Source organism: Cellulomonas sp. NEAU-ZC6 (genome assembly GCF_056844425.1).
Genome location: NZ_JBXFYH010000004.1, coordinates 262,374 through 284,225, shown reverse-complemented (window position 1 = coordinate 284,225; position 21,852 = coordinate 262,374). Strand labels below are relative to the sequence as shown.

Below are 21,852 nucleotides of genomic sequence, written 5' to 3'. Positions count from 1 at the left end.
CCGGCCGGGACGGCGGGGTCCGCCGGAGCGAGGACGACGTCGTCTGGCACGACCGTAACTAGTGGACGGTATCCGCGCAAGAACCTGACAGCGCCGTTATCGAAACGCGACCTCAGGACACCGGATCGGGCACGGGGCGCGCCTCGGAGGGCGCCGACCGGTGCGGTCGGCGCCCTGGGCCCGGGGACGAGCGGTCGGGCTACCGGCCGGTGGTCGTGCGGCGCGCCGTGGGCACCGCGGCGGTCGAGCCGCGCACCACCAGCTCCGGCTCGAACAGCAGCTCGTCGCGCGGCACGTCGACGCCGGCGATCATCCCGGCGAGCAGGTCCACCGCCGCCCGGCCCATCGGCTCGATCGGCTGCCGCACCGTGGTCAGCGCCGGGTCGGTGGAGTTCATCAGGGCCGAGTCGTCGTAGCCCACCACGGAGACGTCACCCGGCACCTGCAGGCCCGCCCGGCGCACCGCGCGCACGGCACCCAGCGCCAGCGGGTCGCTCGCGCACACGATGGCCGTCGCGCCCGCCTCCACCAGCCGGTGCGCCGCGGCCTGGCCGCTCTCCAGCGAGTACTGGCTGTGGGCGACCAGCTCGGCGTCGAGCCGCAGCCCGTGCGCGTCGGCGAACGACCGGGCCGCGTCGAGCTTGCGCTCCGACGGCACGTGGTCCGCCGGCCCGAGCAGCAGCCCGACCCGCTCGTGCCCCAGCGAGGTGACGTGGCCGAGCGCCTGCCGCATCGCGATCAGGTCGTCGGTCGACACCCGCGGGAAGTCGAGCTGCTCGATGGAGGCGTTCATCAGCACCACCGGCAGGCCCAGCTGCTCCAGGCGGCGGAAGTGCGCGTGGTCGGCCCGCCGCTCCGCGTAGAAGCCACCGGCGAAGATCACGCCGGACACGTGCTGGCCGAGCAGCAGGTCGATGTACTCGGCCTCGGAGACGCCGCCGGCGGTGCGGGTGCACAGCACCGGCGTGAAGCCCTGCTGCGCGAGCGCGCCGCCGATCACCTCGGCGAAGGCCGGGAAGATCGGGTTCGCCAGCTCGGGCAGCACCAGGCCGACCAGCCGGCCGCGCTCGCCGCGGAGCTTGGTGGGCCGCTCGTAGCCGAGGACGTCGAGCGCGGTCAGCACCGCGTCCCGGGTCGCCTGGCTCACCCCCGGCTTGCCGTTGAGGACGCGGCTGACCGTCGCCTCGCTCACCCCGACCTTGGTGGCCACCTCGGCCAGACGCCTCGACACGCCGCCGACTCTACGCCTCCGCGCGCAAGCGGCTTGCGTCGCTTGCGTACGGGGGCGATGGCGCAGGGCGTCAAGGCATCGGGACCGCCTCGGAGGTGGCGCGCCCGTGCGGGTCCAGCAGGTGCCCCAGGTGCTTGGTCGTCCGCAGCACCACCGACCGGTCGGCGATCGTGACCCCCGGCAGGCGCTCCTCGATGATCGCCTCGAGCCGGCCGACGTCCTGCAGCGTCCGCAGCCACACCGCGACGATGACGTTGTACTCGCCGACGGTGGTGACGACGAGCCGCACCTCGTCCATCCGGCCGAGCTGCGGGCCGACGCGCGCGACCATCGCCGCCGGCACGCGGAGGAAGTACCAGGCGTAGATCGGCCACGGGGTGTGCGCGCGTGCCACGTCGAGGCGCATGACGAACCGGCCCGACGCCCGCATGGTGGCGAGGGCGTCGCGGGCCCGACGTGGCGTCATCCCCACCCGCGCGCCGAGCTCCGCGACGCCCATCCGCGCGTCCTCGGTCAGCGCCTCGCTGATCGCCCGGCCCTGCTCCGGCCGGATCGCCACGGCGCCGCCGGTGGGCCGCGCGTCGAGCGCGGCGACCCGCGCCACCTCGTCCTTGGACAGCACCCGCATCCGCCAGCTCCGCGCGTCCGTGACGACCTCCGACACCAGGTGGGTCCGCATCGACCGGACGCCCGGGACGCCGCGGATCCGCTCGAGCGTCCAGGAGGCGACGGCCTCGGTCCCCGCCGCGCCCAGGGTCAGCATGATGTCGCGCCCGCCCGCGGTGAGGTCGATGGTGAACGCCTCGCGGTCCTGGGCGAGGGCGTGCGCCACGGCGAGGGTCTCGCCCGGGCTGCACTCGATCTCGATGAGGGACAGCTGCCCCTGGTCCCAGCCGTAGCCGGTGACGTAGACCAGACCCTCGCGCACCAGCCGGGCCCAGCGCCGGGACAGCGTGACGGGGTCCGCGCCGAGCACCGGCGCGAGCGCGGACCACGGCGCGCGCGGGCTGATCTGCAGCGCGTGGATCAGGCGCTGGTCCAGGTCGTCGAGGACGTCTTCCTGCACGTTCGACCGCCTCCCGGTGTATTCCCTGCAGTGTGCACCATGCAGGCGAACCGGGCTCCTAGCGTCTCGCCACCTCGTCGGCCCGTCCTCCAGGAGACCTCATGACCGCCTCCGCACCGCCCGGCCCGGCCACCGCGCCCGGCACCGCCACCCCGGCCCGCACCGCGCTCCGCGGCGTCGTCGGCTTCCTCGTCGTCATGGAGCTCGGCTCCGGCATGCTCCAGGGCTGGTACCCGGTGCTGCTGTCCGCCATCGGCAGCCAGTTCGACGTCACCGCCGCCACGCTGAACTGGGTGAGCGCGGCGTACATGCTCGCCACGGTGGTGTGCGTGCCGATCATCGCCAAGCTCGGCGACCGGTACGGGCACAAGCGGATGCTCACGATCGCCGCCGCGCTGGTCGCGCTGGGTTCGGTCGTCGTCGCGCTCGCCCCCAGCTTCGGGGTGCTGCTGCTCGGCCGCGCGCTGCAGGCACCGCTGGCGGCGTTCCTGCCGCTGGAGTTCGCGATCGTCCGGGACCGCGACCCGAAGTCGGCCGGCAGGTCGATCGGCAAGCTGGTCGGCGCGCTGACCTTCGGGGCCGCGATCGGCTCGCTGGGCGCCGGTGCCCTGTACACCGCGATCGGCGACCTGCGCACGGTCCTGTGGGTGCCGGCGGTGTTCCTGGTGCTCTGCGTCCCCGTCGTGGCGTTCCTGGTGCCGGAGTCCCGGGTCCGCGCCCGCGGCACCACGGACTGGCTCGGTGCCGCGCTGCTCGGTCTGGGCCTGCTCGCGGTGCTGGGCGGCATCTCGAACGCCTCGGCGTGGGGCTGGACCAGCCCGGTGACGGCGGTGACCGTGCTCGGCGGGATCGCGGTCCTGGTGGCCTGGGTCGCCGTCGAGCGCCGGGTCGCGCACCCGCTGATCGACGTCACGCTGCTGGTGCGCGGGGGCATCGGCCTGCCGATCGTCATCGCGTTCCTGTTCGGCGCGCAGCTGTTCGGCAGCCAGACCGCGTCGACCGTCTTCATCCTCAGCGACCCCGACGTCGTCGGGTTCGGGCTCGGGCTCACCTCGGCGGCCGTCGGCGTCGTCGCCCTGGTCGCGGCGCTCGCCGCGTTCGCCGCGTCGAGCGTCGGCGACCGCGTGGCCGGCCGGATCGGCGTCCCGGGCGCGGTGGCGCTCGGCGGCGTGCTGCTCGCGCTGCACTACGCCGGGTTCCTGCTCGGCTCCGGCTCGGCCCCCCTCGTGCTCGCGGCCATGGTGGTCGGCGGGCTCGGCAACGGCGTGCTGATCTCCGTGCTGCCGACCATCGTGGTCACCCGGGCGCCCGCGGACTCCGTGGGCATCGCCTCGGCGCTGTACAACACGTCGCGCACCGCGGCCGGCGCCGTCGCGGGTGCCGTCTTCGCCCTGCTGATGGCGAGCTTCGTGGCGACGTTCGGCTCCGGCGACGCGGCCGTGACGACCACGTCGTTCAGCGGGTACGTCGCCGTCTGGGCCGTGTGCGCCGCGATCGGCGTCGCGATCACCGTGCTGGCGCGGTTCCTCCGTCCGCCGGCACCCGCCGCGACCACGGTGCCCGCCGCGGCCCCGGCCGCCGTGGTCGCCCCCGCCGCCACCGTCCCCGCCGTCCAGGCCGTCACCGCAGGAGAGCACGCATGACCGTCACCGCCCCCACCACGCCCGCCGCCCCCGTCGCACCGGTCCGGATCGACGGCGCCGAGGCGCGGAGCCGCACGGCCGAGGTCGTCCGCCGCTGGGAGGACCGCCTGGTCGCCATCAGCCACGAGATCCACGCCCACCCGGAGACCGCCTTCGCCGAGCACCGCGCGGCCGGGCTGCTGGCCGACGCCCTGCGGGACGCGGGGTTCGCCGTCACGGTCGGGGCCTTCGGGCTGGACACCGCGATCGAGGCGACAGCCGGCTCGGGCGACTTCGTGGTCGCGGTCTGCGCCGAGTACGACGCGCTGCCGGGCCTCGGCCACGCCTGCGGGCACAACATCATCGCCGCGGCCGGGCTCGGCGCGGCCGTCGCCCTGGCGGCCGTCGCGGACGACGCCGGGCTGACCGTCAAGCTGCTCGGCACGCCCGCCGAGGAGCACGGCGGCGGCAAGGTCCGGATGCTGGAGGCCGGCGCCTGGGAGGACGCGACCGTCTCGCTGATGGTGCACGGCGCGCCCGGCGTGGACGTGCGCTGCGACGACTTCGCGACCCAGGCCGTCGACCGGTTCGAGGTCGTCTACACCGGGCGGGCGGCGCACGCGGCCGCGGCGCCGCAGGCGGGCGTCAACGCGCTGGACGCGGCCACCATCGCGCTGACGTCGATCGGGCTGCTGCGCCAGCAGCTGCCGACCACCGTGCGCACGGCCGCGGTGGTGACCTCGGGCGGCGAGGTCACCAACATCATCCCGGCGCGGACGGTCGTGCAGGCGGAGGTCCGGTCCTTCGACCTGGACGAGCTGCAGGACGCGAAGCGGCGCGTCCTCGCGTGCTTCGAGGCCGGGGCCCTCGCGTCCGGGTGCACCTGGGAGCAGCGCCGCACCGAGCCGCGGTACGACCCGCTCCGCCAGGACCCGTTCCTGGCGCAGGCGTGGAACGCCGCGCTCGCCGACCTCGGCCGCCCGACCGTCACGGTCGCCGGGGCGGCCGGCGGGTCCACGGACATGGGCAACGTGTCGCAGGTCGTGCCGTCGATCCACCCCGCCATCGCGGTGCACGGGTCCACGGCCGCGCCGCACACCACCGGGTTCGCCGCCGACGCGGTGTCCCCGGCCGCCGACGCCGCGGTCCTCGACGCCGCGACGGGGCTCGCCTGGGCCGCGTGCGCCGCGGCGCTGTCCCCGGAGGCCCGGGCGGACCTGCTCGCGCGGCAGGCCGCGCGGCCGGCGGGCGCGACGACGACCCCGCAGGCCGACGCGTGACGGCAGCACCGGCCGGCGCGCGCGAGGATGTGGGCGTGTACGTCTCCGCGCTCGAGCTGTTCTCCGTCGGGATCGGCCCGTCCTCGTCGCACACCGTCGGCCCGATGCGGGCGGGGGCGGACTTCGCCCGGCGCGCCCTCGCGCTGCCGGACCGGGTGACGCGGGTCGGCGGGGTGCTGTACGGCTCGCTCGCCGCGACCGGCCTGGGGCACGGGACGCCGGACGCGCTGGTCGCCGGGCTGGCGGGGCTCGCGCCGGAGACGTGCGACCCCGCCGCGGTGCGCGGCGCCTGGTCGGGCCACCCCACCGGGCAGGCCCTGCTGCTCGGCGGCGTGCTGCCCGTGCCGTTCGACGGCGCGGACGTGGTGCTCGAGCCGCGCGTCCGCCGGCCGGGGCACCCGAACACGCTCGTGCTGCGCGCCTGGACCCAAGGGCGCGACGATCCCGCCCTGGAGGTGACGTACGAGTCGGTCGGCGGCGGCTTCATCCGGTGCGTGGGCGAGGACCCGGCGCCGCCGGCACCCGCGCCGGCGGACGCCCCCGCCCCCCTCCCGTTCCGCTCCGGCGCGGAGCTGCTCGCGCTGTGCCGCGACGGCCTGACCGTCGCCGACGTGGCGTGGCGGAACGAGGTCGCCCGGCGGGACCTCGCCGAGGTCCGCGCCGGGCTCGACGCCGTGTGGGCGGCCATGCAGGCGTGCGTGCAGGCCGGGATGTCCGCGGAGGGCACGCTCCCGGGCGGCCTGCGCGTCCGCCGCCGCGCCGCCGCGATGCGCACGAGCCTCGAGGCGGCCGAGGCCGAGGGCCGCCACGTGCAGGGCGAGTGGCTCCAGGTGTACGCCCTCGCGGTCAACGAGGAGAACGCCGCCGGCGGCCGGGTCGTCACCGCGCCGACCAACGGCGCCGCCGGGATCCTGCCCGCGGTGCTGCACCACTACTGGCGGACCGAGCCCGCCGCCACGGTCGACGGGGTGCACCGGTTCCTGCTCACGGCCGCGGCCGTCGGCTCCCTGATCAAGGCGAACGCGTCGATCTCGGGGGCCGAGGGCGGCTGCCAGGCGGAGGTCGGCTCGGCGTGCGCGATGGCCGCCGCCGGGCTGTGCGCCGTCCTCGGCGGCACGCCGGAGCAGGTGGAGAACGCCGCCGAGATCGCCATGGAGCACCACCTGGGCCTGACCTGCGACCCGATCGCCGGCCTGGTGCAGGTGCCGTGCATCGAGCGCAACGCCATCGCGGCGACGACCGCGGTCACCGCGGCGCGGCTGGCGCTGCACGGCGACGGCTCGCACATCGTCTCCCTGGACGCGGTCGTGGAGACGATGCGGCAGACCGGCGTCGACATGAGCGACAAGTACAAGGAGACCAGCCGCGGCGGGCTGGCGGTCAACGTCGTGGAGTGCTGAGCCCGGCCGGGCGCGCGCGGTCGCGGGCGGCGTCGACCTCCGCGTTGAGGACGCCGCCCAGCAGCACCGCGATGCTCGACAGCCAGATCCACAGCGCGGCGGCGAGCACCAGGCCGAGCATCTGCGCCGCCGCCTGCACCACGGCCGCGCTGCCGGCGTCGGCGCCCGGCGTCTCCGGGACCGCGGCGGCCACGTAGAGGACGAACCCGGCCGAGACCAGCAGGGCCCCGAGCGTCCCGACGACCGCTCCCGGCAGGCACCGGCGCCAGGTGGTCCGCACGTTCGGCGCGTACCGGTACAGCAGCGTCAGGAACGCCACGGTGAGCGCCAGCACCGTCGGCCAGCGCAGCACCGACCACGCGGCGCGGAACGCGTCCCCGAGGCCCAGGCGCTCCGCCCACGCGTCGCCGTCCCCCAGCAGCGGGCCGATCACGACCAGCAGCAGGACCGTCACGAGCGTGACCAGGGCGCCGACGGTGAACGCGAACCCCAGCAGGTACTGCGTCACGACGCCCTGCCGGGAGGCGACGCGGTAGGCGTCGTCGAGCGCCCGGACGGCGGCGCGGAACACCCGGCTCGCCAGGTACAGCGTCACCAGCAGCGCCCCCAGCGCGAACCCGCCGCGCTCCTCGTCCAGCAGCCCGTCGACCAGCGGGGCCAGCACGTCGCTCGCCACCTGCTGGGCGAACACCGTCGCCAGGCCGTCGACGACGCCGGTGCGGATCTGCTCCACCTCGTCGCCGCCGAGCAGCGGCCGCAGGTACCCGAGGCTGGCACCGAGCGCGGTGGTGATCGGCACCAGCGAGATCAGCGCGTAGTAGGTCATCTCGGCCGCCAGCCCGGTGATCCGGACCTCCCCGGAACGGACGACCGAGCGCACCGTCAGCCCCGTCAGGTCCCAGCCCCGGACCGTCACCGGGTGCCGGTCCGCGAGCGCCACGGCGCGCTCGGGGAGCGTCGGCGCACCCGCGCGCCGGGCCCGGTGCCGGTCCACGGGCCCGCGCAGCGCCCCGACCACCCAGCCCGCCGCGGCGATCACCAGCGCGCCGGCCGCGACGGCGACGGCACCGGCCAGCACCACCCGGGCCGCCCCGTCCCCGACCGACGCCAGCGCCAGGCCGGCGACGCCCGCGGCGGCCCACGCCAGGATCGTCGTCGCCGGGACCGGCAGCCGGTCCCGCACCCACGGCACGCGCCGGGACAGCACGGCGACGGCCAGGCCGGCGAGCACCAGGACGACGAGCACGGGTCAGGCGGGGGCGCCGGGCTGCGGGCGGGTCATCCCGCGACCCTACGGTGCGCGGCGGGGCGCGGCCGCGGGACGCCCCTGGGATGCGGGACGACGCGGGCGTCCTGATGATGAGGCGGGGGTCCAGCGTCGGGCTCGCGACCGCTGGAGCTCACCGGGAGTCACCATGCACCTGCTCCGCCGCGCCTCCGTGGCGCTCGTCTCCACCCTCGCCCTGCTCGGCCTCGCGGCCGGCACCGCCACCGCGCAGGCGTCCCCGCAGGACCAGACCTGGCTCGTCGCCGCGCACCAGAGCAACCTCGCCGAGATCGCCGCGGGCCAGGCGGCCGTCCAGCGCGCCGTCAGCGAGGACGTCCGCATGCACGGCCAGATGCTGATCGACGACCACACGCGGCTGGACGCCGCGCTGACCCCGGTCGCGCAGCAGCTGGGCGTGACCCTCCCGGCCGAGCCGAGCCCCGAGCAGCAGGCGGCGCTGGCCGAGGTCGCCGCGCAGTCCGGCGAGGCGTTCGACCGCGCGTGGGTCGCCTCGCAGATCGCCGGGCACCGCGCGACGCTCGCCGCGGGCGAGCAGGAGCTCGCGCAGGGCACCGAGCAGACGGTCAAGGACCTCGCGGCGGCCGCGGCCCCGGTCGTCCAGGGACACCTGGACGGGCTGCTCGCCACGGCGCAGGAGCTCGGCGTGCCGACGTCCGTGCCGGCCGGCACCGGCGGGCAGGCGGCCGAGTCGTCGCAGACCCTCGGCGTGGTGCTGCTCGGCACCGGCGTGCTCGCGGTCGTGGCTGCCGGCGTCCTGGTCCTGCGGCGGCAGCAGGCGTGACCACCCCTCCCGCCGGTCGTCGCCGGGCGCCTGCCACGGCCCTCGCCGTGGCGGGCGTCCTGGCGGCGTCCGGCGGCGCCGTGCTCCTGACGGCACCGCCGACGCTGCACGTCGCCGCCGCGGCCGCGCCGACCGGTGCGGTGCCGGCGGAGCCGGGCGGGACCCCGTCGGCACCGGCCCCGGACGTGCTGGCGCCCGTGCCCCCGGCTGCGGCGCCGTCCACCGACGCGGTCGCGGCTCCCGCGCGGCTGGACGTCCCGGACCTCGGGACCGGGCTCGACGTCGTCCCCGTCGGGGTGGACGACTCCGGCGCGCTGCAGGTCCCCGCCGACCCGCGCGTGGCGGGCTGGTGGTCGAGCGGCGCCGTCCCCGGGGCCGCGCAGGGCTCGACGGTGCTCGCGGCGCACGTGGACGCGGCCGGCGTGGGCGCCGGGCCGCTCTCCCGCCTGCTGCGGGCGCCGCTCGGGACGGTTCTCGACGTGGTCACCGCCGACGGCACGACGGTGCGCTATGCCGTGACGGAGCGCCGGACCTACGCTAAGGACGCCGGGCTGCCGGCCGAGCTGTTCCGCGCCGACGGACCGGCGCGCCTGGTCGTCATCACGTGCAGCGGCGCCTTCGACACCACCACCGGTCGCTACGCGGACAACGCCGTCGTCATCGCGACCCCGGCCTGACGCCGGTCATCGCGCGTCCAGCGGCACCGCCGTGAGCGGGTCACCGGTGTCGACGAGCAGGACGCCCCCGGGGACCAGCGCCGCGCGGAGGCAGGCGAGCGCGGCGGCGTACGAGCGCGGGTGCCGCCCGTCGAGCACCCCCACCCGGCAGGCGAAGGCCAGGTCGAACGGGTCGACGCCCGGCGGCAGCACGAAGTCCTCGACCGGGGCGCACAGCGTCGACAGCAGGCCGGCCCCGACCTGCTGTCGGCAGCCGTCCCGCGTCCGGTCGATCCCGGTGCGCGACCGGTCCAGCACCAGCACGTGCCCGTCCGGCCCGACCCGCGCCACGACCGCGCGGGCCGCGGCGCCCGGCGCGCCGCCGACCTCCAGGACGCGCAGGCCCGGTCGCAGGGGCAGGGCGTCGACGACCGCGCGCAGGCGGGGCGACAGGTCGGTCATCGTCGGCCCCCTCACCGCGCGCGCGGACCCGACGGTACCGCCGGGGACCGCGCCCGGACAGGTCGCGTGCCGGGTCCGCTCTGCCCGTGCGGGCCGGACCGTCCGCGCGCATGCTGGGGAGGAGCGTGGGGTCCAGCCGCCGGCCCCGCCACGCAGCGCATCCGAGGAGAGACGATGACGACGACCGTCGACAAGTCGCTGATGGTGAACGTGCCCGTGAGCGTGGCCTACAACCAGTGGACCCAGTTCGAGGACTTCCCCCACTTCATGGGCGGAGTCAAGAAGGTGACCCAGCTCGACGACGAGCGCCTGCAGTGGGTGGCCGAGATCGCGGGCGTGAAGCGCGAGTGGGAGGCCCGGATCCTCGAGCAGGTCCCGGACCGGAAGGTCGCCTGGGCCGCGACGGAGGGTGCCACGAACGCCGGCGCCGTGACGTTCGAGGACCTGGGCGGCGGCCAGACCTCGGTGCACCTGCACCTCGAGTACGAGCCCGAGGGCCTGGTCGAGAAGGTCGGCGACAAGCTGAACGTGGTCGAGAACCAGGCCGAGAAGGACCTCGAGCGGTTCAAGGCCTTCATCGAGGACGAGGGCTACGCCTCCGGCGCCTGGCGCGGGACGGTGGGCACGGGGACCGGCGCAGGCGTGGGCACGCCCGGCGTCGAGCACGCCGCCGCGTCCCAGGGCGACAAGGGCAAGGCCGGCGTCTCGGCCAAGGCCGTCGCCGCGGCGGCCGGCGTCGCTGCTGCCGGGGTCGCCGCGGCCGGCGCCGCAGCCGCGTCCCGGAAGGACGACACCGCCGACGTCACGCCGGTGGACGACGTGCAGCCGGTGACGCCGGTCGTCGTCGAGGAGACCGACGTCGTCGTCACCGACGTGCCGCCGACGGGGACCGGGCTCGACGACGGGACGGACCCCGGCACGCGGATCTGAGCAGCACGGCGCCGTCCTGCGCACCGAGGGGTCCCGACCGCCGTCCGCGGTCGGGGCCCCTCGGCCGTCGCGAGCCGCCGGCGCGCCGGCCTCGGCCCCCGGCGAGCTACCCGGTCAGGCCGAGGCGACGACCTTCCACCCCGGGCCCGTGACCAGCAGCGCCTCGTCGTCGCACAGCGGCACCAGCTCGTGGTCGGACCCGTACCGGTCCAGCGTCCGGCCGATGAGCTCCAGCGGGTACGGCGGCAGCTTCCCGTCCGCGTGCGGCACGACGACGGCGTCCGTGAGGCCGAGCCCGCGCAGGTCCGTCAGCCCGGGGGCGTCGGCGGGGTCGTCCATGAGCGACGCGGGCTCGATGCTCGGCCCGGCGACGATCGACCCCGCGCTCAGGCCGATGTACGGCAGGCCGGCGCGGACGCGCTCCGGGACCAGCCGGTCGGCACCGGACGTGCGGAAGGCGTCCAGCAGGGCGAAGGTGCTGCCACCCGCGACGTAGAGGGCGTCGACCCCGTCGAGCGTGACCGCCAGGGCTTCGACGTCCGTCCCCGTGAGGCGCACGTCGACCACCGGGTGGCCGAGGCCGGCGACCCGCTCGCGCTCGGCGCGGGCCCACGGGGCGTCGGCGTCCGCGCGGGCGGCGTCGGGGACGTAGCCGATCGTCAGCGGCCGGCCCGCCGGGGCCTGGGAGGCGAGGAACGCCGGGACGGCACCGACGCCCAGCGAGAGCAGCAGCAGGGAGGTCACGGTCGTGACGGTACGCGGTGCCGCCGACGGACGGACGACGGCCTCCCTGGTGGGAGCGCCCGGTGTCCACGATGAGGACGCGGCGGCCGGCCGCACGACCCGCCCCTATTCTGGAGTCGTTCCAGTAACGATCAAACAGGAGGCGGACGTGCTCTGCTACGAGGACGCGAAGACCGGCGACGAGGTGCCCGCGGTGGCGCTCTGCCGGAGCTGCGGGGCGGGCGTGTGCGCGACGCACGTCCAGGAGTCCGCGACCACCAGCATCAGCACCAACGGGGTCGGCGCGCCCACGGTCCGGCCCGACGGCCGGGTCCTGCACTGCCCGACCTGCCACCGGGCCGCGCCGTCCGGCACGGCGGGCCGCGCCCCGGTCGCCGCGTCCCGGGTCGCCGCCTAGCCTCGGGACGGCGAGCAGTCGCCGTCCAGTGCAAGGGGGAGTCCGCATGACCGACGTCGCGCACCAGGGGCCCGAGCCGAGCGAGCAGGACCGTCCGGTCCTCACCAACCGGCAGGGGCACCCCGTCTACGACAACCAGAACCAGCGGACCGTCGGGGCACGCGGCCCGGCGACGCTGGAGAACTACCAGTTCCTCGAGAAGGTCAGCCACTTCGACCGCGAGCGGATCCCCGAGCGGGTGGTGCACGCGCGGGGCGCCGTCGCGTTCGGCCACTTCGAGGCGACGGGGACCTGGGGCGACGAGCCGATCGCCCGGTACACCCGCGCCAAGCTGTTCGCGGAGCCGGGGAAGACGACCGACCTGGCGATCCGGTTCTCCACGGTGATCGGCGGCCGCGACTCCTCGGAGGCGGCACGCGACCCCCGCGGCTTCGCGGTGAAGTTCTACACCGAGGACGGCAACTGGGACCTGGTCGGCAACAACCTCGCGGTCTTCTTCATCCGCGACGCCATCAAGTTCCCGGATGTCATCCACGCGCTCAAGCCGGACCCGGTGACGTTCCGGCAGGAGCCGGCGCGGATCTTCGACTTCATGTCGCAGACCCCCGAGTCGATGCACATGCTGGTCAACCTGTTCAGCCCCCGCGGCATCCCGGCGAACTACCGGACGATGCAGGGCTTCGGCGTGAACACCTACAAGTGGGTCAACGCCGAGGGCGAGACGCACCTGGTGAAGTACCACTGGCTGCCGCGAGCCGGGGTCGCGAGCCTCACCGAGGCGGACGCCGCGAACATCCAGGCCACCGACCTGGGCCACGCCTCGAAGGACCTCTACGAGTCGATCGAGCGCGGCGAGCACCCGCAGTGGGACCTGTACGTGCAGCTGATGAGCGACGACGAGCACCCCGAGCTCGACTTCGACCCGCTGGACGACACCAAGGTCTGGCCGGAGAACGACTTCGAGCCGAAGCTGGTCGGCACCATGACGTTGACCAGCAACGTCTCGGACCACCACAACCAGAACGAGCAGATCGCGTTCGGCACCGGCGTCCTGGTCGACGGCCTCGACTTCTCCGACGACAAGATGCTGGTCGGGCGCACGTTCTCCTACTCCGACACCCAGCGGTACCGGGTCGGGCCGAACTACCTGCAGCTGCCGGTCAACAGCCCGCGCGGCGCCCGGGTGGCGACCAACCAGCGCGGCGGCCAGATGTCCTACGGCGTCGACCTGGGCGAGGGGCAGAACCCGCACGTCAACTACGAGCCGTCCATCACCGGCGGCCTGCGCGAGGCCCAGTACCCGACGCACGACGAGCAGGGTCCGGTCCTCTCCGGCCGCCTCACGCGGCAGCGCATCCCCCGGACGAACGACTACACGCAGGCCGGACAGCGCTACCAGCTCATGGAGCAGTGGGAGAAGGACGACCTGGTCGCCAACTTCGTCACGCTGATCGGCCAGGCCGCCCGACCGGTGCAGGAGCGCATGGTGTGGCACTTCCTCATGGCCGACGACGAGCTCGGTCTGCGGGTCGGCGAGGGCCTCGGCATCGGGGTCGACGACGTCAAGGACCTGCCGCCGCTGCAGAGCCAGACGCTGTCGGACGACGAGCTGAAGCGCCTGGCGAACCTCGGGGCCAACGGTCCCCGGGACGTCACGGGGCTCCGGATGACGCACGTCGTCCCGAACGAGCACGTGGTCGTCGAGCGCTGAGCGGGTCCGCCACGCGCGACGACGCCCCGCCGGGCTGCTGCTCGGCGGGGCGTCGTCGTCGGTGCGTCTCAGGCGGGGCTCAGAAGTCCCAGTCCTCGTCCTCGGTGTTCACGGCCTTGCCGATGACGTACGACGAGCCCGACCCCGAGAAGAAGTCGTGGTTCTCGTCGGCGTTCGGCGACAGCGCCGCGAGGATCGCGGGGTTCACGTCGGTCTCGTCCCGCGGGAACAGCGCCTCGTAGCCCAGGTTCATCAGGGCCTTGTTGGCGTTGTACCGGAGGAACTTCTTGACGTCCTCGGTGAGGCCCAGGGGGTCGTACAGGTCCTGGGTGTACTCCACCTCGTTGTCGTAGAGCTCGAAGAGCAGCTCGAACGTGTAGTCCTTGAGCTCGGTGCGCTCGGCCTCGGTGAGCTGCTCCAGGCCCTTCTGGAACTTGTACCCGATGTAGTACCCGTGGACGGCCTCGTCGCGGATGATCAGGCGGATCAGGTCGGCCGTGTTGGTCAGCTTGGCGCGGCTGGACCAGTACATCGGCGCGTAGAAGCCGGAGTAGAACAGGAACGACTCGAGCATGGTCGATGCGACCTTGCGCTTGAGCGGCTCGTCGCCCCGGTAGTAGTCGAGGACGATCTCGGCCTTGCGCTGCAGGTTCGGGTTCTCCTCCGACCAGCGGAACGCCTCGTCGATCTCGCGGGTGGAGACCAGCGTCGAGAAGATCGAGGAGTAGCTCTTGGCGTGCACCGACTCCATGAACGCGATGTTGGTGTACACCGCCTCCTCGTGCGGGGTGATCGCGTCGGGGATCAGCGACACGGCGCCGACGGTGCCCTGGATGGTGTCGAGCAGGGTCAGGCCGGTGAACACCCGGCTGGTCATCTGCTTCTCGGCCTCGGTCAGGGTCGCCCAGGACTGGATGTCGTTGGACACCGGCACCTTCTCGGGCAGCCAGAAGTTCCCGACGAGCCGGTCCCAGACCTCGACGTCCTTCTCGTCCTCGACCCGGTTCCAGTTGATCGCCTGCACGCGGTCGACCAGCTTCAGCTTCTCGGCCATCACAGCTCCATGTCGTGTCTTCTCGGGCCGCGATCACCGCGGCGGCGGGCGGGCCCGCGAGGTACTGCGTCCATCCTGCACCCTGACGCGGGTGCGCCGGCCGGGCCCGAGGGCCCGGCCGGCGTCATCGGCTCAGAGCATGCAGGAGACGCAGCCCTCGACCTCGGTGCCCTCGAGCGCCATCTGCCGCAGGCGGATGTAGTAGATCGTCTTGATGCCCTTGCGCCAGGCGTAGATCTGCGCCTTGTTGATGTCGCGCGTGGTGGCGGTGTCCTTGAAGAACAGCGTCAGCGACAGGCCCTGGTCCACGTGCTGCGTGGCCTCGGCGTACGTGTCGATGATCTTCTCGTAGCCGATCTCGTACGCGTCGTCGTAGTACTCCAGGTTGTCGTTCGTCATGAACGGCGCCGGGTAGTACACGCGGCCGAGCTTGCCCTCCTTGCGGATCTCGATCTTCGACGCGATCGGGTGGATCGACGACGTCGAGTTGTTGATGTACGAGATCGAGCCGGTCGGCGGGACCGCCTGCAGGTTCTGGTTGTAGAGGCCGTGCTCGCGCACCGACTCCGCCAGCGCCCGCCAGTCGTCCTGCGTCGGGATGTGCACGCCGGCCGTCGAGAACAGCTCCGCGACGCGGGCCGTCTTCGGGATCCAGGTGCCGGTCACGTACTTCTCGAAGTACTCACCCGAGGCGTACTTGGAGTCCTCGAAGCCTCCGAACGCCTGGCCCCGCTCCTTGGCCAGCAGGTTCGACGCGCGGATGGCGTGGTACGCCACCGTGTAGAAGTAGATGTTCGTGAAGTCCAGGCCCTCCTCGGACCCGTAGAAGATCCGCTCGCGCGCCAGGTACCCGTGCAGGTTCATCTGCCCGAGGCCGATGGCGTGGCCGCCGCGATTGGCCCGCTTGACCGACGGGACCGACTCGATGTCGGTCTGGTCGGACACGGCGGTCAGCGCGCGGATCGCGGTCTCGACCGAGCGGCCGAAGTCCGGCGAGTCCATCGCCAGCGCGATGTTCATCGACCCGAGGTTGCAGGAGATGTCGCGGCCGACGTGGTCGTAGGACAGGTCCTCGTTGAAGGTCGAGGGCGTCGAGACCTGCAGGATCTCCGAGCACAGGTTCGAGTGCGTGATCTTGCCCTTGATCGGGTTGGCCTTGTTGGCCGTGTCCTCGAACAGGATGTACGGGTAGCCGGACTCGAACTGCAGCTCGGCCAGCGTCTGGAAGAAGTCGCGCGCCTTGATCTTCTGCTTGCGGATCTGGCCGTTGTCGACCATCGCGCGGTAGTTCTCGGAGACGTTCACGTCGGCGAACGGCTTGCCGTAGACGCGCTCGACGTCGTACGGCGAGAACAGGTACATGTCCTCGTTGTTCTTCGCGAGCTCGAACGTGATGTCCGGGATCACGACGCCCAGCGACAGGGTCTTGATGCGGATCTTCTCGTCCGCGTTCTCCCGCTTGGTGTCGAGGAACCGCATGATGTCCGGGTGGTGCGCGTGCAGGTACACGGCGCCGGCGCCCTGGCGGGCACCCAGCTGGTTCGCGTAGGAGAAGGAGTCCTCGAGCAGCTTCATCACGGGGATCACGCCGGACGACTGGTTCTCGATGTGCTTGATCGGCGCGCCGTGCTCGCGGATGTTCGACAGCAGCAGGGCCACGCCGCCGCCGCGCTTGGACAGCTGCAGGGCGGAGTTGATGCCGCGCGCGATGGACTCCATGTTGTCCTCGATGCGCAGCAGGAAGCAGGACACGGGCTCGCCGCGCTGCGCCTTGCCGAGGTTGAGGAACGTCGGGGTCGCGGGCTGGAAGCGGCCGGACACGATCTCGTCGACCAGCTGCAGCGCGAAGGTCTCGTCACCCTCGGCGAGCGCGAGCGACACCATCGCGACGCGGTCCTCGAAGCGCTCCAGGTACCGCTTGCCGTCGAACGTCTTCAGCGTGTACGAGGTGTAGTACTTGAACGCGCCGAGGAACGTCTGGAAGCGGAACTTCTTCGAGTACGCGTGCTTGAACAGCGCCTTGACGAACTCCTGGCTGTACCGGGCCAGGACCTCGGCCTCGTAGTACTTGTTCTCGACCAGGTACTCGAGCTTCTCCTCCAGGTCGTGGAAGAAGACCGTGTTCTGGTTGACGTGCTGCAGGAAGTACTGCCGCGCCGCCTCCCGGTCCTTGTCGAACTGGATCTCGCCGTTCGCGCCGTACAGGTTCAGCATCGCGTTGAGCGAGTGGTAGTCCATGTCCGGGGTGATCGAGATGACCTCGGTCGCGTCCGTCACGCCGGCATCTGTGAGTGTCGCTGCCAAAATCGTCCCCATCCCTTTCGGACCCTGCTGACGTCCTCAGCGGTCCCCATGAGCTCGAAGGCGTACAGGTACGGGACCTGGCACTTCGCCGCGATGATGTCTCCGGCCATGCAGTAGTGCGAGCCGAAGTTGGTGTTCCCGCCCGCGATCACGCCGCGGATGAGGGAACGGTTGGCCGGGTCGTTCAGGAACCTGATGACCTGGCGCGGCACCGCCCCGCCCTCGTTCCCGCCGCCGTACGTGGGGACCACCAGCACATAGGGGTCCTGCACGTGCAGGGCGGGCTCCGTGGGACGGAGCGGGATCCGCGTGGCGTCGATGTCCAGCTTGTCGACGAACCGGCGGGTGTTCTCCGAGACGCTGGAGAAGTAGACCAGGGAGCTCATGGCGTGCTCACTCCTCGTCCCGGACCTGGGTCGTGCTGCGGGGCGACCGTGCCGCCCGGGTGCTCCGGGCGGCGCGCGGCCGCGTCAGGCGACGGAGACCGCGGCGCGGTCGGCGATCGCCTTGATCTGGTCGGGGCGGTAGCCGGACCAGTGCTGGCCGTCGGCCACGACGACCGGCGCCTGGAGGTGACCGAGGGACATCACGTAGTCACGCGCGTCGGCGTCCTCGGTGATGTCGACGACCTCGTACTGCAGGCCGGCCTTGTCCATGGCGCGGTAGGTCGCGTTGCACTGGACGCACGACGGCTTGCTGTAGACGGTGATGGTCATCGTGTCTCCCCGGTCTGAAGGCCTGGCTGGTACGTGCGCCCCCGCGCCCGCCCCGCACTGCTGGTTGCTGTTCTCGAGCCGCTGCGGCGGGTCGACCAGAGGTCCGGGCCCCACGTCCAGCGGCGAGTCAGAACACTACACCTAGGGGTCGGTCCGGCAAGGGACCACTAGGACTGGTGTTACACCCGTGTCGTTCTCCACAGCCTGTGCACGACCGCCCTGTGTCCGACTTCATCCACAGGCTACGGGCGACCACTGACACACACCCCGCCTGGGGACGGTGCTGCGGGCCTGCGGATTCGTCCACAGGCGTCCCCAGATCCGCCCACATGTGGGTGCACATGTGGACGACGTTTCACCCGCTCGGCGGGCGTGACGCAGGTCCCAGGTGGCAGCACCCGGAAGCCGCGGCGTGTCGTGCCGCGTCGGCGTGTCGCGGCGCCGCGGCACGTCCCCTGACGTCGTCGCCGGAGCACCCGGGCCTCGCGCGCGCGAGCGCGGAGAGCAGCTGTCGGGGGGCCGCGCACGCGTCACGCGCTCGCAACACAGGGCGTGACGTGCCGAAACACGTACCCGGTTCTGTATACATCCATGAGCACAGAAGTCGTCCCCGGGGCGGTCCCGCCGCCCGGGCCGGTCGTCTCCCGCCGCGAGCGGGTCTACCTGACCATCCGCGCCGAGCTGATGAGCGGGCGGGTCTCGCCGTTCGAGCGGCTCACCGAGGAGCGCCTGGCCGAGCGGCACGGCGTGTCCCGGACGCCGGTCCGCGAGGCGCTGGCCCGGCTGCAGGCCGACGGCATCGTCGTGAAGCGGGACAGCGGGCTGCACCTGTACGTGCCGAGCTTCCAGGAGCTGACGGACCTGTACGAGCTGCGGATCACCCTGGAGCTGCGCGGGCTCACCCGGGCCCTCGAGGACCCGACCGTGCACCACGACCGGGCGCGGCTCGAGGCGGAGCTGGACCGCTGGTACGCGTACCGCGACGACCGCCCCGCCCCCGACGCCGGCTTCGTGGCCCAGGACGAGCGGTTCCACGCCACCCTGCTGGACACCTCGGGCAACCCGGCGCTGACCCACGCGCTGGACCAGGCCAACCGCCGGATCCGGTCCGTGCGGATGTACGACTACCTGACCGAGGACCGGATGGCGGCCACGATCACCGAGCACATCGGCATCGCCGAGCTGGTCGTCCGCGACCGGCTGCCGCAGGCGCTCGAGGCCCTGCGCGCCCACGTCGGCGCGTCCCGCCAGGTCGTCATGGAGCGCGCCGCGGCCGCCCTGGCCACGACCCGGATGATGGCGAGCGAGGAGCAGCGATGACCGCCGTGACCAGCACCCCGACCACGAGCACCACCGGCGGCCCCGGCACCACCGGCACCGTGGCGGAGCGCGTCGCCCGGGCGTTCGCCGACCTGGACGCCGCCGCCCGGCCGGACGTGTGGACCCTGGTCCGGTCCCGGGCCGACGTCGAGGCGGACGCCCGCGCGGTCGACGCCCGGGTCGCGGCCGGCGAGGACCTGCCGCTCGCGGGCCTCGTGCTGGCCGTCAAGGACAACATCGACGTGGCCGGCCTGCCGACCACCGCCGCGCACCCGGCCCGCCAGGTGGTGCCCGAGCGGTCGGCGACCGTCGTCGACCTGCTGCGGGACGCCGGGGCGGTGCTGCTCGGCAAGACGAACCTCGACCAGCTCGCCACCGGGCTGACCGGCAGCCGCAGCCCGTACGGCGCGGTGGCCAGCGCGGTGGCCCCGGACCGGGTGTCCGGTGGGTCGTCGTCGGGCTCGGCGGTCGCCGTGGCGCTGGGCGTCGCGGACATCGCGCTCGGCACGGACACCGCGGGCTCCGGCCGGGTGCCGGCCGCGTTCAACCGGGTGGTGGGCATCAAGCCGACGCTCGGCCTGGTGCCCAAGGACGGCGTCGTCCCGGCCTGCCCGTCCTACGACTGCGTGACCGTGCTCGCCGGCGACCTGGACCTGGCGCGCCGGACCCTCGCCGTGATGACCGCGCCGAGCGCCCTCGACCCGGCCTCGCGCACCTGGCCGGCCGACGTCCGGCTCGCGGCCCCGCCGTCGCCGGTCGTGGCGGTCCCCCGCCGGGCCGACCTCGACGTGGTGGACCCGGAGGTCCTGGACCGGTTCGACGCCGCCGTGGCGCGCCTCGAGCGAGCCGGGGCCCGGATCAGGACCGTCGACCTCACGCCGTTCCTGCAGGCGGCGCAGCTGCTCTACGGCGGCGGCCTGGTCGCCGAGCGCTACGCCTCCTACGGCGCGTTCCTGGCCGAGCACCCGGACGGCGCCGACCCGTCGGTGGCCGGCATCGCGGCCGCGGCCGGCCGGGTGACCGCCGCGGAGTACATCGCGGCGCGCGACGAGGTGGCGCAGCTGCGGCTCGCCGCGCAGGCCCGGATCGACGGCTGCGACGCCTTGCTCGTGCCCACCGCCCCGGAGCACCCGACGCTCGCCGAGGTCGCAGCCGACCCGCTGACCACCAACGCGCGGCTCGGGGTGTTCACCAACTTCGTCAACCTGTTCGACATGGCCGGGGTGGCGGTGCCGCTCGGCGCGACGCCGCACGGCGAGGCGGGCGTCACGGTGCTGACCCGGGCGTTCGACGACCAGGTCGCGATCGACCTCGCGGCCCTGCTGGTGGACGACGTCGACCGCGACGCCCCGGCCCCCGACCCGTACGCGGCCGGCGGCGTCCCGGTCGTGGTGTTCGGCGCCCACCTGCGCGGGCAGCCGCTGCACCACGAGCTCGTCGCGCTCGGCGCGCGGTGGGTCGGCCCGGTCCGCACGGCGCCCGACTACCGGATGCTCGCGCTGCCCACCGCCCCGGCCAAGCCCCTGGTGCACGCCGTCCCGCCCGGCACCGGCGGTGCGCTCGCCGGCGAGGAGTGGCTGCTGACCCCGCACGCGCTGGGCCGGCTGCTGCTGAGCATCGGCGCACCGCTCGGCCTGGGCCGGCTGCGCACCGAGGACGGGCGCGACGTCGTCGGGTTCCTCGGCCAGCCCGGCGCGGTGGCCGACGGCACCGGCGTCGACGTCACGCACCTGGGCGGCTGGCGGGCCGCGCTCGACGCCGGCCTGGTCCCGGCCCCTCCCGCCTGACCCCCCGGTCCGGCCGGCCCCGCCGGACCCTCCTGAGCCTCCCGACCCCCCCGAACCCCCGAAGAGAAGAGATCCCCGTGCGCCTCACCCGTCGCCTCGCGACCGCCTCCTCCGTCCTGCTCGTCGCCGGCCTCGCCGCGTGCAGCCCCGACTCCGCCGGCGCCAGCACGGCCGAGGAGGACGGCACCACGGTCGTCACCGTCGGCACCCTCAAGGGGCAGCCACACCTGTACCACCCGTTCCTCTACGCCGACCTCGCGCCGGAGGGCGTCGAGTTCGAGGTCGTCCAGTTCGACACCTCCCCCGACATCAAGAACGCCGTGGTGAGCGGGAACATCGACTTCGGGGTGGCCGGCGTGCCGTCCGCGGTGTCGGGCACGGCCGCCGGGCAGGACGTCGTCGTGGTCGCCGCGGCGGCCGACGGCGGCTCCGGCATCATCGGCCGCGAGGGCCTGGAGGGCATCGAGCAGCTCGCCGGGCAGACGGTCGGATACCCGCAGGGCTCGTCGCAGGAGATCCTGCTGCGCCTCACCCTCGAGGCCGCCGGGATGGACGCGGACACCGACCTGGAGCTGGTCAACCTGCCGTTCTCCGACATGGCCGGCGCGCTGGAGGCCGGCCGGATCGACGCGTTCGCGAGCGCCGAGCTCGGCCCGTCGACCGCGCTGCAGGCGGGTGCCGTCGAGGTCGCCTCGCCGTACGACACCCCCGTCGGCCGCGTGAACATCGGCCTCTACACGACCGGCACGCTGATCGAGGAGGACCCCGAGCTGGTGCAGCAGGTGGTCGACACCCACGTGCGCGCCACCGAGCAGATGGCCGCGGACCCGCAGGCGTGGGCCGACGGGGTGGTCGCCGAGTTCGGCATCGACCAGGCCGTGGTCGACACCGCCGTGCAGAACATCTGGCCGCGCTGGGAGATCGACGCCGAGTACGAGAGCCAGGTCGCGGCGCTCGTCGAGCAGATGACGGCCCTGCAGCAGATCGACGGCGACGTGGACGTGTCCGCGCTGCTGGACACCACCTTCGTCGAGGCCACCGAGGCAGGCGAGGCCTCCTGACCCCGGTGCCGGCCCCGCCGCGTGCGGGGCCGGCACCCACCG

At 73.8% G+C, this 21,852-nt stretch carries 20 protein-coding genes; 11 read left to right on the top strand and 9 right to left on the bottom strand.

The annotated features are described in order from the left end of the window. Positions 1–199 precede the first annotated feature (199 nt). Entirely contained in the window at positions 200–1,231 is a 1,032-nt protein-coding gene (locus tag AC1050_RS17330) for a LacI family DNA-binding transcriptional regulator (protein WP_482388651.1), read from the bottom strand. A 70-nt stretch (positions 1,232–1,301) separates the two neighbouring features. Next, positions 1,302–2,297, bottom strand: coding sequence for an Lrp/AsnC family transcriptional regulator (locus tag AC1050_RS17325; RefSeq protein WP_482388650.1), 996 nt, complete (start codon positions 2,295–2,297; stop codon positions 1,302–1,304). 101 nt (positions 2,298–2,398) lie between these two features. Here AC1050_RS17325 and AC1050_RS17320 point away from each other — a divergent pair, with 101 nt between their 5' ends. The 3 genes from AC1050_RS17320 to AC1050_RS17310 are packed head-to-tail and all read left to right on the top strand — an operon-like array spanning position 2,399 to position 6,599. Further along, positions 2,399–3,940: an MFS transporter gene (locus AC1050_RS17320; RefSeq protein ID WP_482388649.1), complete on the top strand. Its 1,542-nt coding sequence runs from the start codon at positions 2,399–2,401 to the stop codon at positions 3,938–3,940. Then, the gene (locus tag AC1050_RS17315) at positions 3,937–5,199 is read left to right on the top strand and encodes a M20 family metallopeptidase (RefSeq protein ID WP_482388648.1); all 1,263 of its coding nucleotides are present in this window, start codon (positions 3,937–3,939) and stop codon (positions 5,197–5,199) included. The genes AC1050_RS17320 and AC1050_RS17315 overlap by 4 nt, the downstream gene beginning before the upstream one ends. A 29-nt stretch (positions 5,200–5,228) precedes the next feature. Further along, positions 5,229–6,599: an L-serine ammonia-lyase gene (locus AC1050_RS17310; RefSeq protein ID WP_482388710.1), complete on the top strand. Its 1,371-nt coding sequence runs from the start codon at positions 5,229–5,231 to the stop codon at positions 6,597–6,599. Here the strand turns inward: AC1050_RS17310 and AC1050_RS17305 are convergent. Further along, positions 6,580–7,845: a YihY/virulence factor BrkB family protein gene (locus tag AC1050_RS17305; protein WP_482388647.1), complete on the bottom strand. Its 1,266-nt coding sequence runs from the start codon at positions 7,843–7,845 to the stop codon at positions 6,580–6,582. The two genes, AC1050_RS17310 and AC1050_RS17305, sit on opposite strands and share 20 nt — an antisense overlap. A gap of 169 nt (positions 7,846–8,014) precedes the next feature. Here AC1050_RS17305 and AC1050_RS17300 point away from each other — a divergent pair, with 169 nt between their 5' ends. Further along, entirely contained in the window at positions 8,015–8,668 is a 654-nt protein-coding gene (locus AC1050_RS17300) for a DUF4142 domain-containing protein (RefSeq protein WP_482388646.1), read from the top strand. Beyond that, the gene (locus tag AC1050_RS17295) at positions 8,665–9,345 is read left to right on the top strand and encodes a class F sortase (protein ID WP_482388645.1); all 681 of its coding nucleotides are present in this window, start codon (positions 8,665–8,667) and stop codon (positions 9,343–9,345) included. The genes AC1050_RS17300 and AC1050_RS17295 overlap by 4 nt, the downstream gene beginning before the upstream one ends. Positions 9,346–9,351: 6 nt before the next feature. On the opposite strand, the gene AC1050_RS17290 is transcribed toward AC1050_RS17295, so the two are convergent. Next, positions 9,352–9,786: a methyltransferase domain-containing protein gene (locus tag AC1050_RS17290; protein WP_482388644.1), complete on the bottom strand. Its 435-nt coding sequence runs from the start codon at positions 9,784–9,786 to the stop codon at positions 9,352–9,354. Between the two features lie 174 nt (positions 9,787–9,960). On the opposite strand from AC1050_RS17290, the gene AC1050_RS17285 reads away from it, so the two are divergent. Beyond that, entirely contained in the window at positions 9,961–10,716 is a 756-nt protein-coding gene (locus AC1050_RS17285; RefSeq protein ID WP_482388643.1) for an SRPBCC family protein, read from the top strand. A 114-nt stretch (positions 10,717–10,830) separates the two neighbouring features. Here the strand turns inward: AC1050_RS17285 and AC1050_RS17280 are convergent, their stop codons facing one another. Continuing rightward, entirely contained in the window at positions 10,831–11,460 is a 630-nt protein-coding gene (locus AC1050_RS17280; RefSeq protein ID WP_482388642.1) for a Type 1 glutamine amidotransferase-like domain-containing protein, read from the bottom strand. A 148-nt stretch (positions 11,461–11,608) separates the two neighbouring features. On the opposite strand from AC1050_RS17280, the gene AC1050_RS17275 reads away from it, so the two are divergent. Both AC1050_RS17275 and AC1050_RS17270 read left to right on the top strand, forming a co-directional pair. Next, positions 11,609–11,857: a DUF2180 family protein gene (locus tag AC1050_RS17275; RefSeq protein WP_482388641.1), complete on the top strand. Its 249-nt coding sequence runs from the start codon at positions 11,609–11,611 to the stop codon at positions 11,855–11,857. Positions 11,858–11,903: 46 nt separating this feature from the next. Continuing rightward, positions 11,904–13,568: a catalase gene (locus AC1050_RS17270; protein ID WP_482388640.1), complete on the top strand. Its 1,665-nt coding sequence runs from the start codon at positions 11,904–11,906 to the stop codon at positions 13,566–13,568. A 79-nt stretch (positions 13,569–13,647) separates the two neighbouring features. Here the strand turns inward: AC1050_RS17270 and nrdF are convergent, their stop codons facing one another. The 4 genes from nrdF to nrdH all read right to left on the bottom strand — a co-directional run bounded on the left by nrdF (position 13,648) and on the right by nrdH (position 17,642). Continuing rightward, complete coding sequence (nrdF, locus tag AC1050_RS17265) at positions 13,648–14,622, bottom strand: class 1b ribonucleoside-diphosphate reductase subunit beta (RefSeq protein WP_482388639.1); 975 nt, start codon at positions 14,620–14,622, stop codon at positions 13,648–13,650. A gap of 132 nt (positions 14,623–14,754) precedes the next feature. After that, positions 14,755–16,860, bottom strand: a complete 2,106-nt coding sequence (gene nrdE / locus AC1050_RS17260) for a class 1b ribonucleoside-diphosphate reductase subunit alpha (protein WP_482388709.1) — start codon at positions 16,858–16,860, stop codon at positions 14,755–14,757. A gap of 35 nt (positions 16,861–16,895) precedes the next feature. Further along, entirely contained in the window at positions 16,896–17,312 is a 417-nt protein-coding gene (gene nrdI / locus AC1050_RS17255; protein ID WP_482388638.1) for a class Ib ribonucleoside-diphosphate reductase assembly flavoprotein NrdI, read from the bottom strand. Positions 17,313–17,396: 84 nt separating this feature from the next. Next, positions 17,397–17,642 carry a glutaredoxin-like protein NrdH gene (nrdH, locus tag AC1050_RS17250; protein WP_454050183.1) on the bottom strand — a complete coding sequence of 82 codons (246 nt, stop codon included), beginning with the start codon at positions 17,640–17,642 and terminating at the stop codon, positions 17,397–17,399. 591 nt (positions 17,643–18,233) lie between these two features. Between nrdH and AC1050_RS17245 the strand changes: the two genes are divergently transcribed. From AC1050_RS17245 to AC1050_RS17235, 3 genes are all read left to right on the top strand, one after another. Continuing rightward, the gene (locus tag AC1050_RS17245) at positions 18,234–18,962 is read left to right on the top strand and encodes a GntR family transcriptional regulator (RefSeq protein ID WP_482388637.1); all 729 of its coding nucleotides are present in this window, start codon (positions 18,234–18,236) and stop codon (positions 18,960–18,962) included. Further along, positions 18,959–20,749 (top strand): allophanate hydrolase, encoded by a 1,791-nt coding sequence (gene atzF / locus AC1050_RS17240; RefSeq protein WP_482388636.1) that lies wholly within the window; start codon positions 18,959–18,961, stop codon positions 20,747–20,749. Before AC1050_RS17245 ends, atzF begins: the two co-directional genes overlap by 4 nt. A gap of 77 nt (positions 20,750–20,826) precedes the next feature. Then, positions 20,827–21,810, top strand: a complete 984-nt coding sequence (locus AC1050_RS17235; RefSeq protein ID WP_482388635.1) for an ABC transporter substrate-binding protein — start codon at positions 20,827–20,829, stop codon at positions 21,808–21,810. The last annotated feature ends 42 nt before the right edge of the window (positions 21,811–21,852 follow it).

Coding starts and splice junctions, on each gene's coding strand:
- AC1050_RS17320 (WP_482388649.1), top strand. CDS start 2,399: ATGACCGCCTCCGCACCGCCCGGCCCGGCCACCGCGCCCGGCACCGCC.
- AC1050_RS17315 (WP_482388648.1), top strand. CDS start 3,937: ATGACCGTCACCGCCCCCACCACGCCCGCCGCCCCCGTCGCACCGGTC.
- AC1050_RS17300 (WP_482388646.1), top strand. CDS start 8,015: ATGCACCTGCTCCGCCGCGCCTCCGTGGCGCTCGTCTCCACCCTCGCC.
- AC1050_RS17290 (WP_482388644.1), bottom strand. CDS start 9,786: ATGACCGACCTGTCGCCCCGCCTGCGCGCGGTCGTCGACGCCCTGCCC.
- AC1050_RS17285 (WP_482388643.1), top strand. CDS start 9,961: ATGACGACGACCGTCGACAAGTCGCTGATGGTGAACGTGCCCGTGAGC.
- AC1050_RS17270 (WP_482388640.1), top strand. CDS start 11,904: ATGACCGACGTCGCGCACCAGGGGCCCGAGCCGAGCGAGCAGGACCGT.
- nrdF (WP_482388639.1), bottom strand. CDS start 14,622: ATGGCCGAGAAGCTGAAGCTGGTCGACCGCGTGCAGGCGATCAACTGG.
- nrdE (WP_482388709.1), bottom strand. CDS start 16,860: ATGGACTACCACTCGCTCAACGCGATGCTGAACCTGTACGGCGCGAAC.
- nrdI (WP_482388638.1), bottom strand. CDS start 17,312: ATGAGCTCCCTGGTCTACTTCTCCAGCGTCTCGGAGAACACCCGCCGG.
- nrdH (WP_454050183.1), bottom strand. CDS start 17,642: ATGACCATCACCGTCTACAGCAAGCCGTCGTGCGTCCAGTGCAACGCG.
- AC1050_RS17245 (WP_482388637.1), top strand. CDS start 18,234: ATGAGCACAGAAGTCGTCCCCGGGGCGGTCCCGCCGCCCGGGCCGGTC.
- atzF (WP_482388636.1), top strand. CDS start 18,959: ATGACCGCCGTGACCAGCACCCCGACCACGAGCACCACCGGCGGCCCC.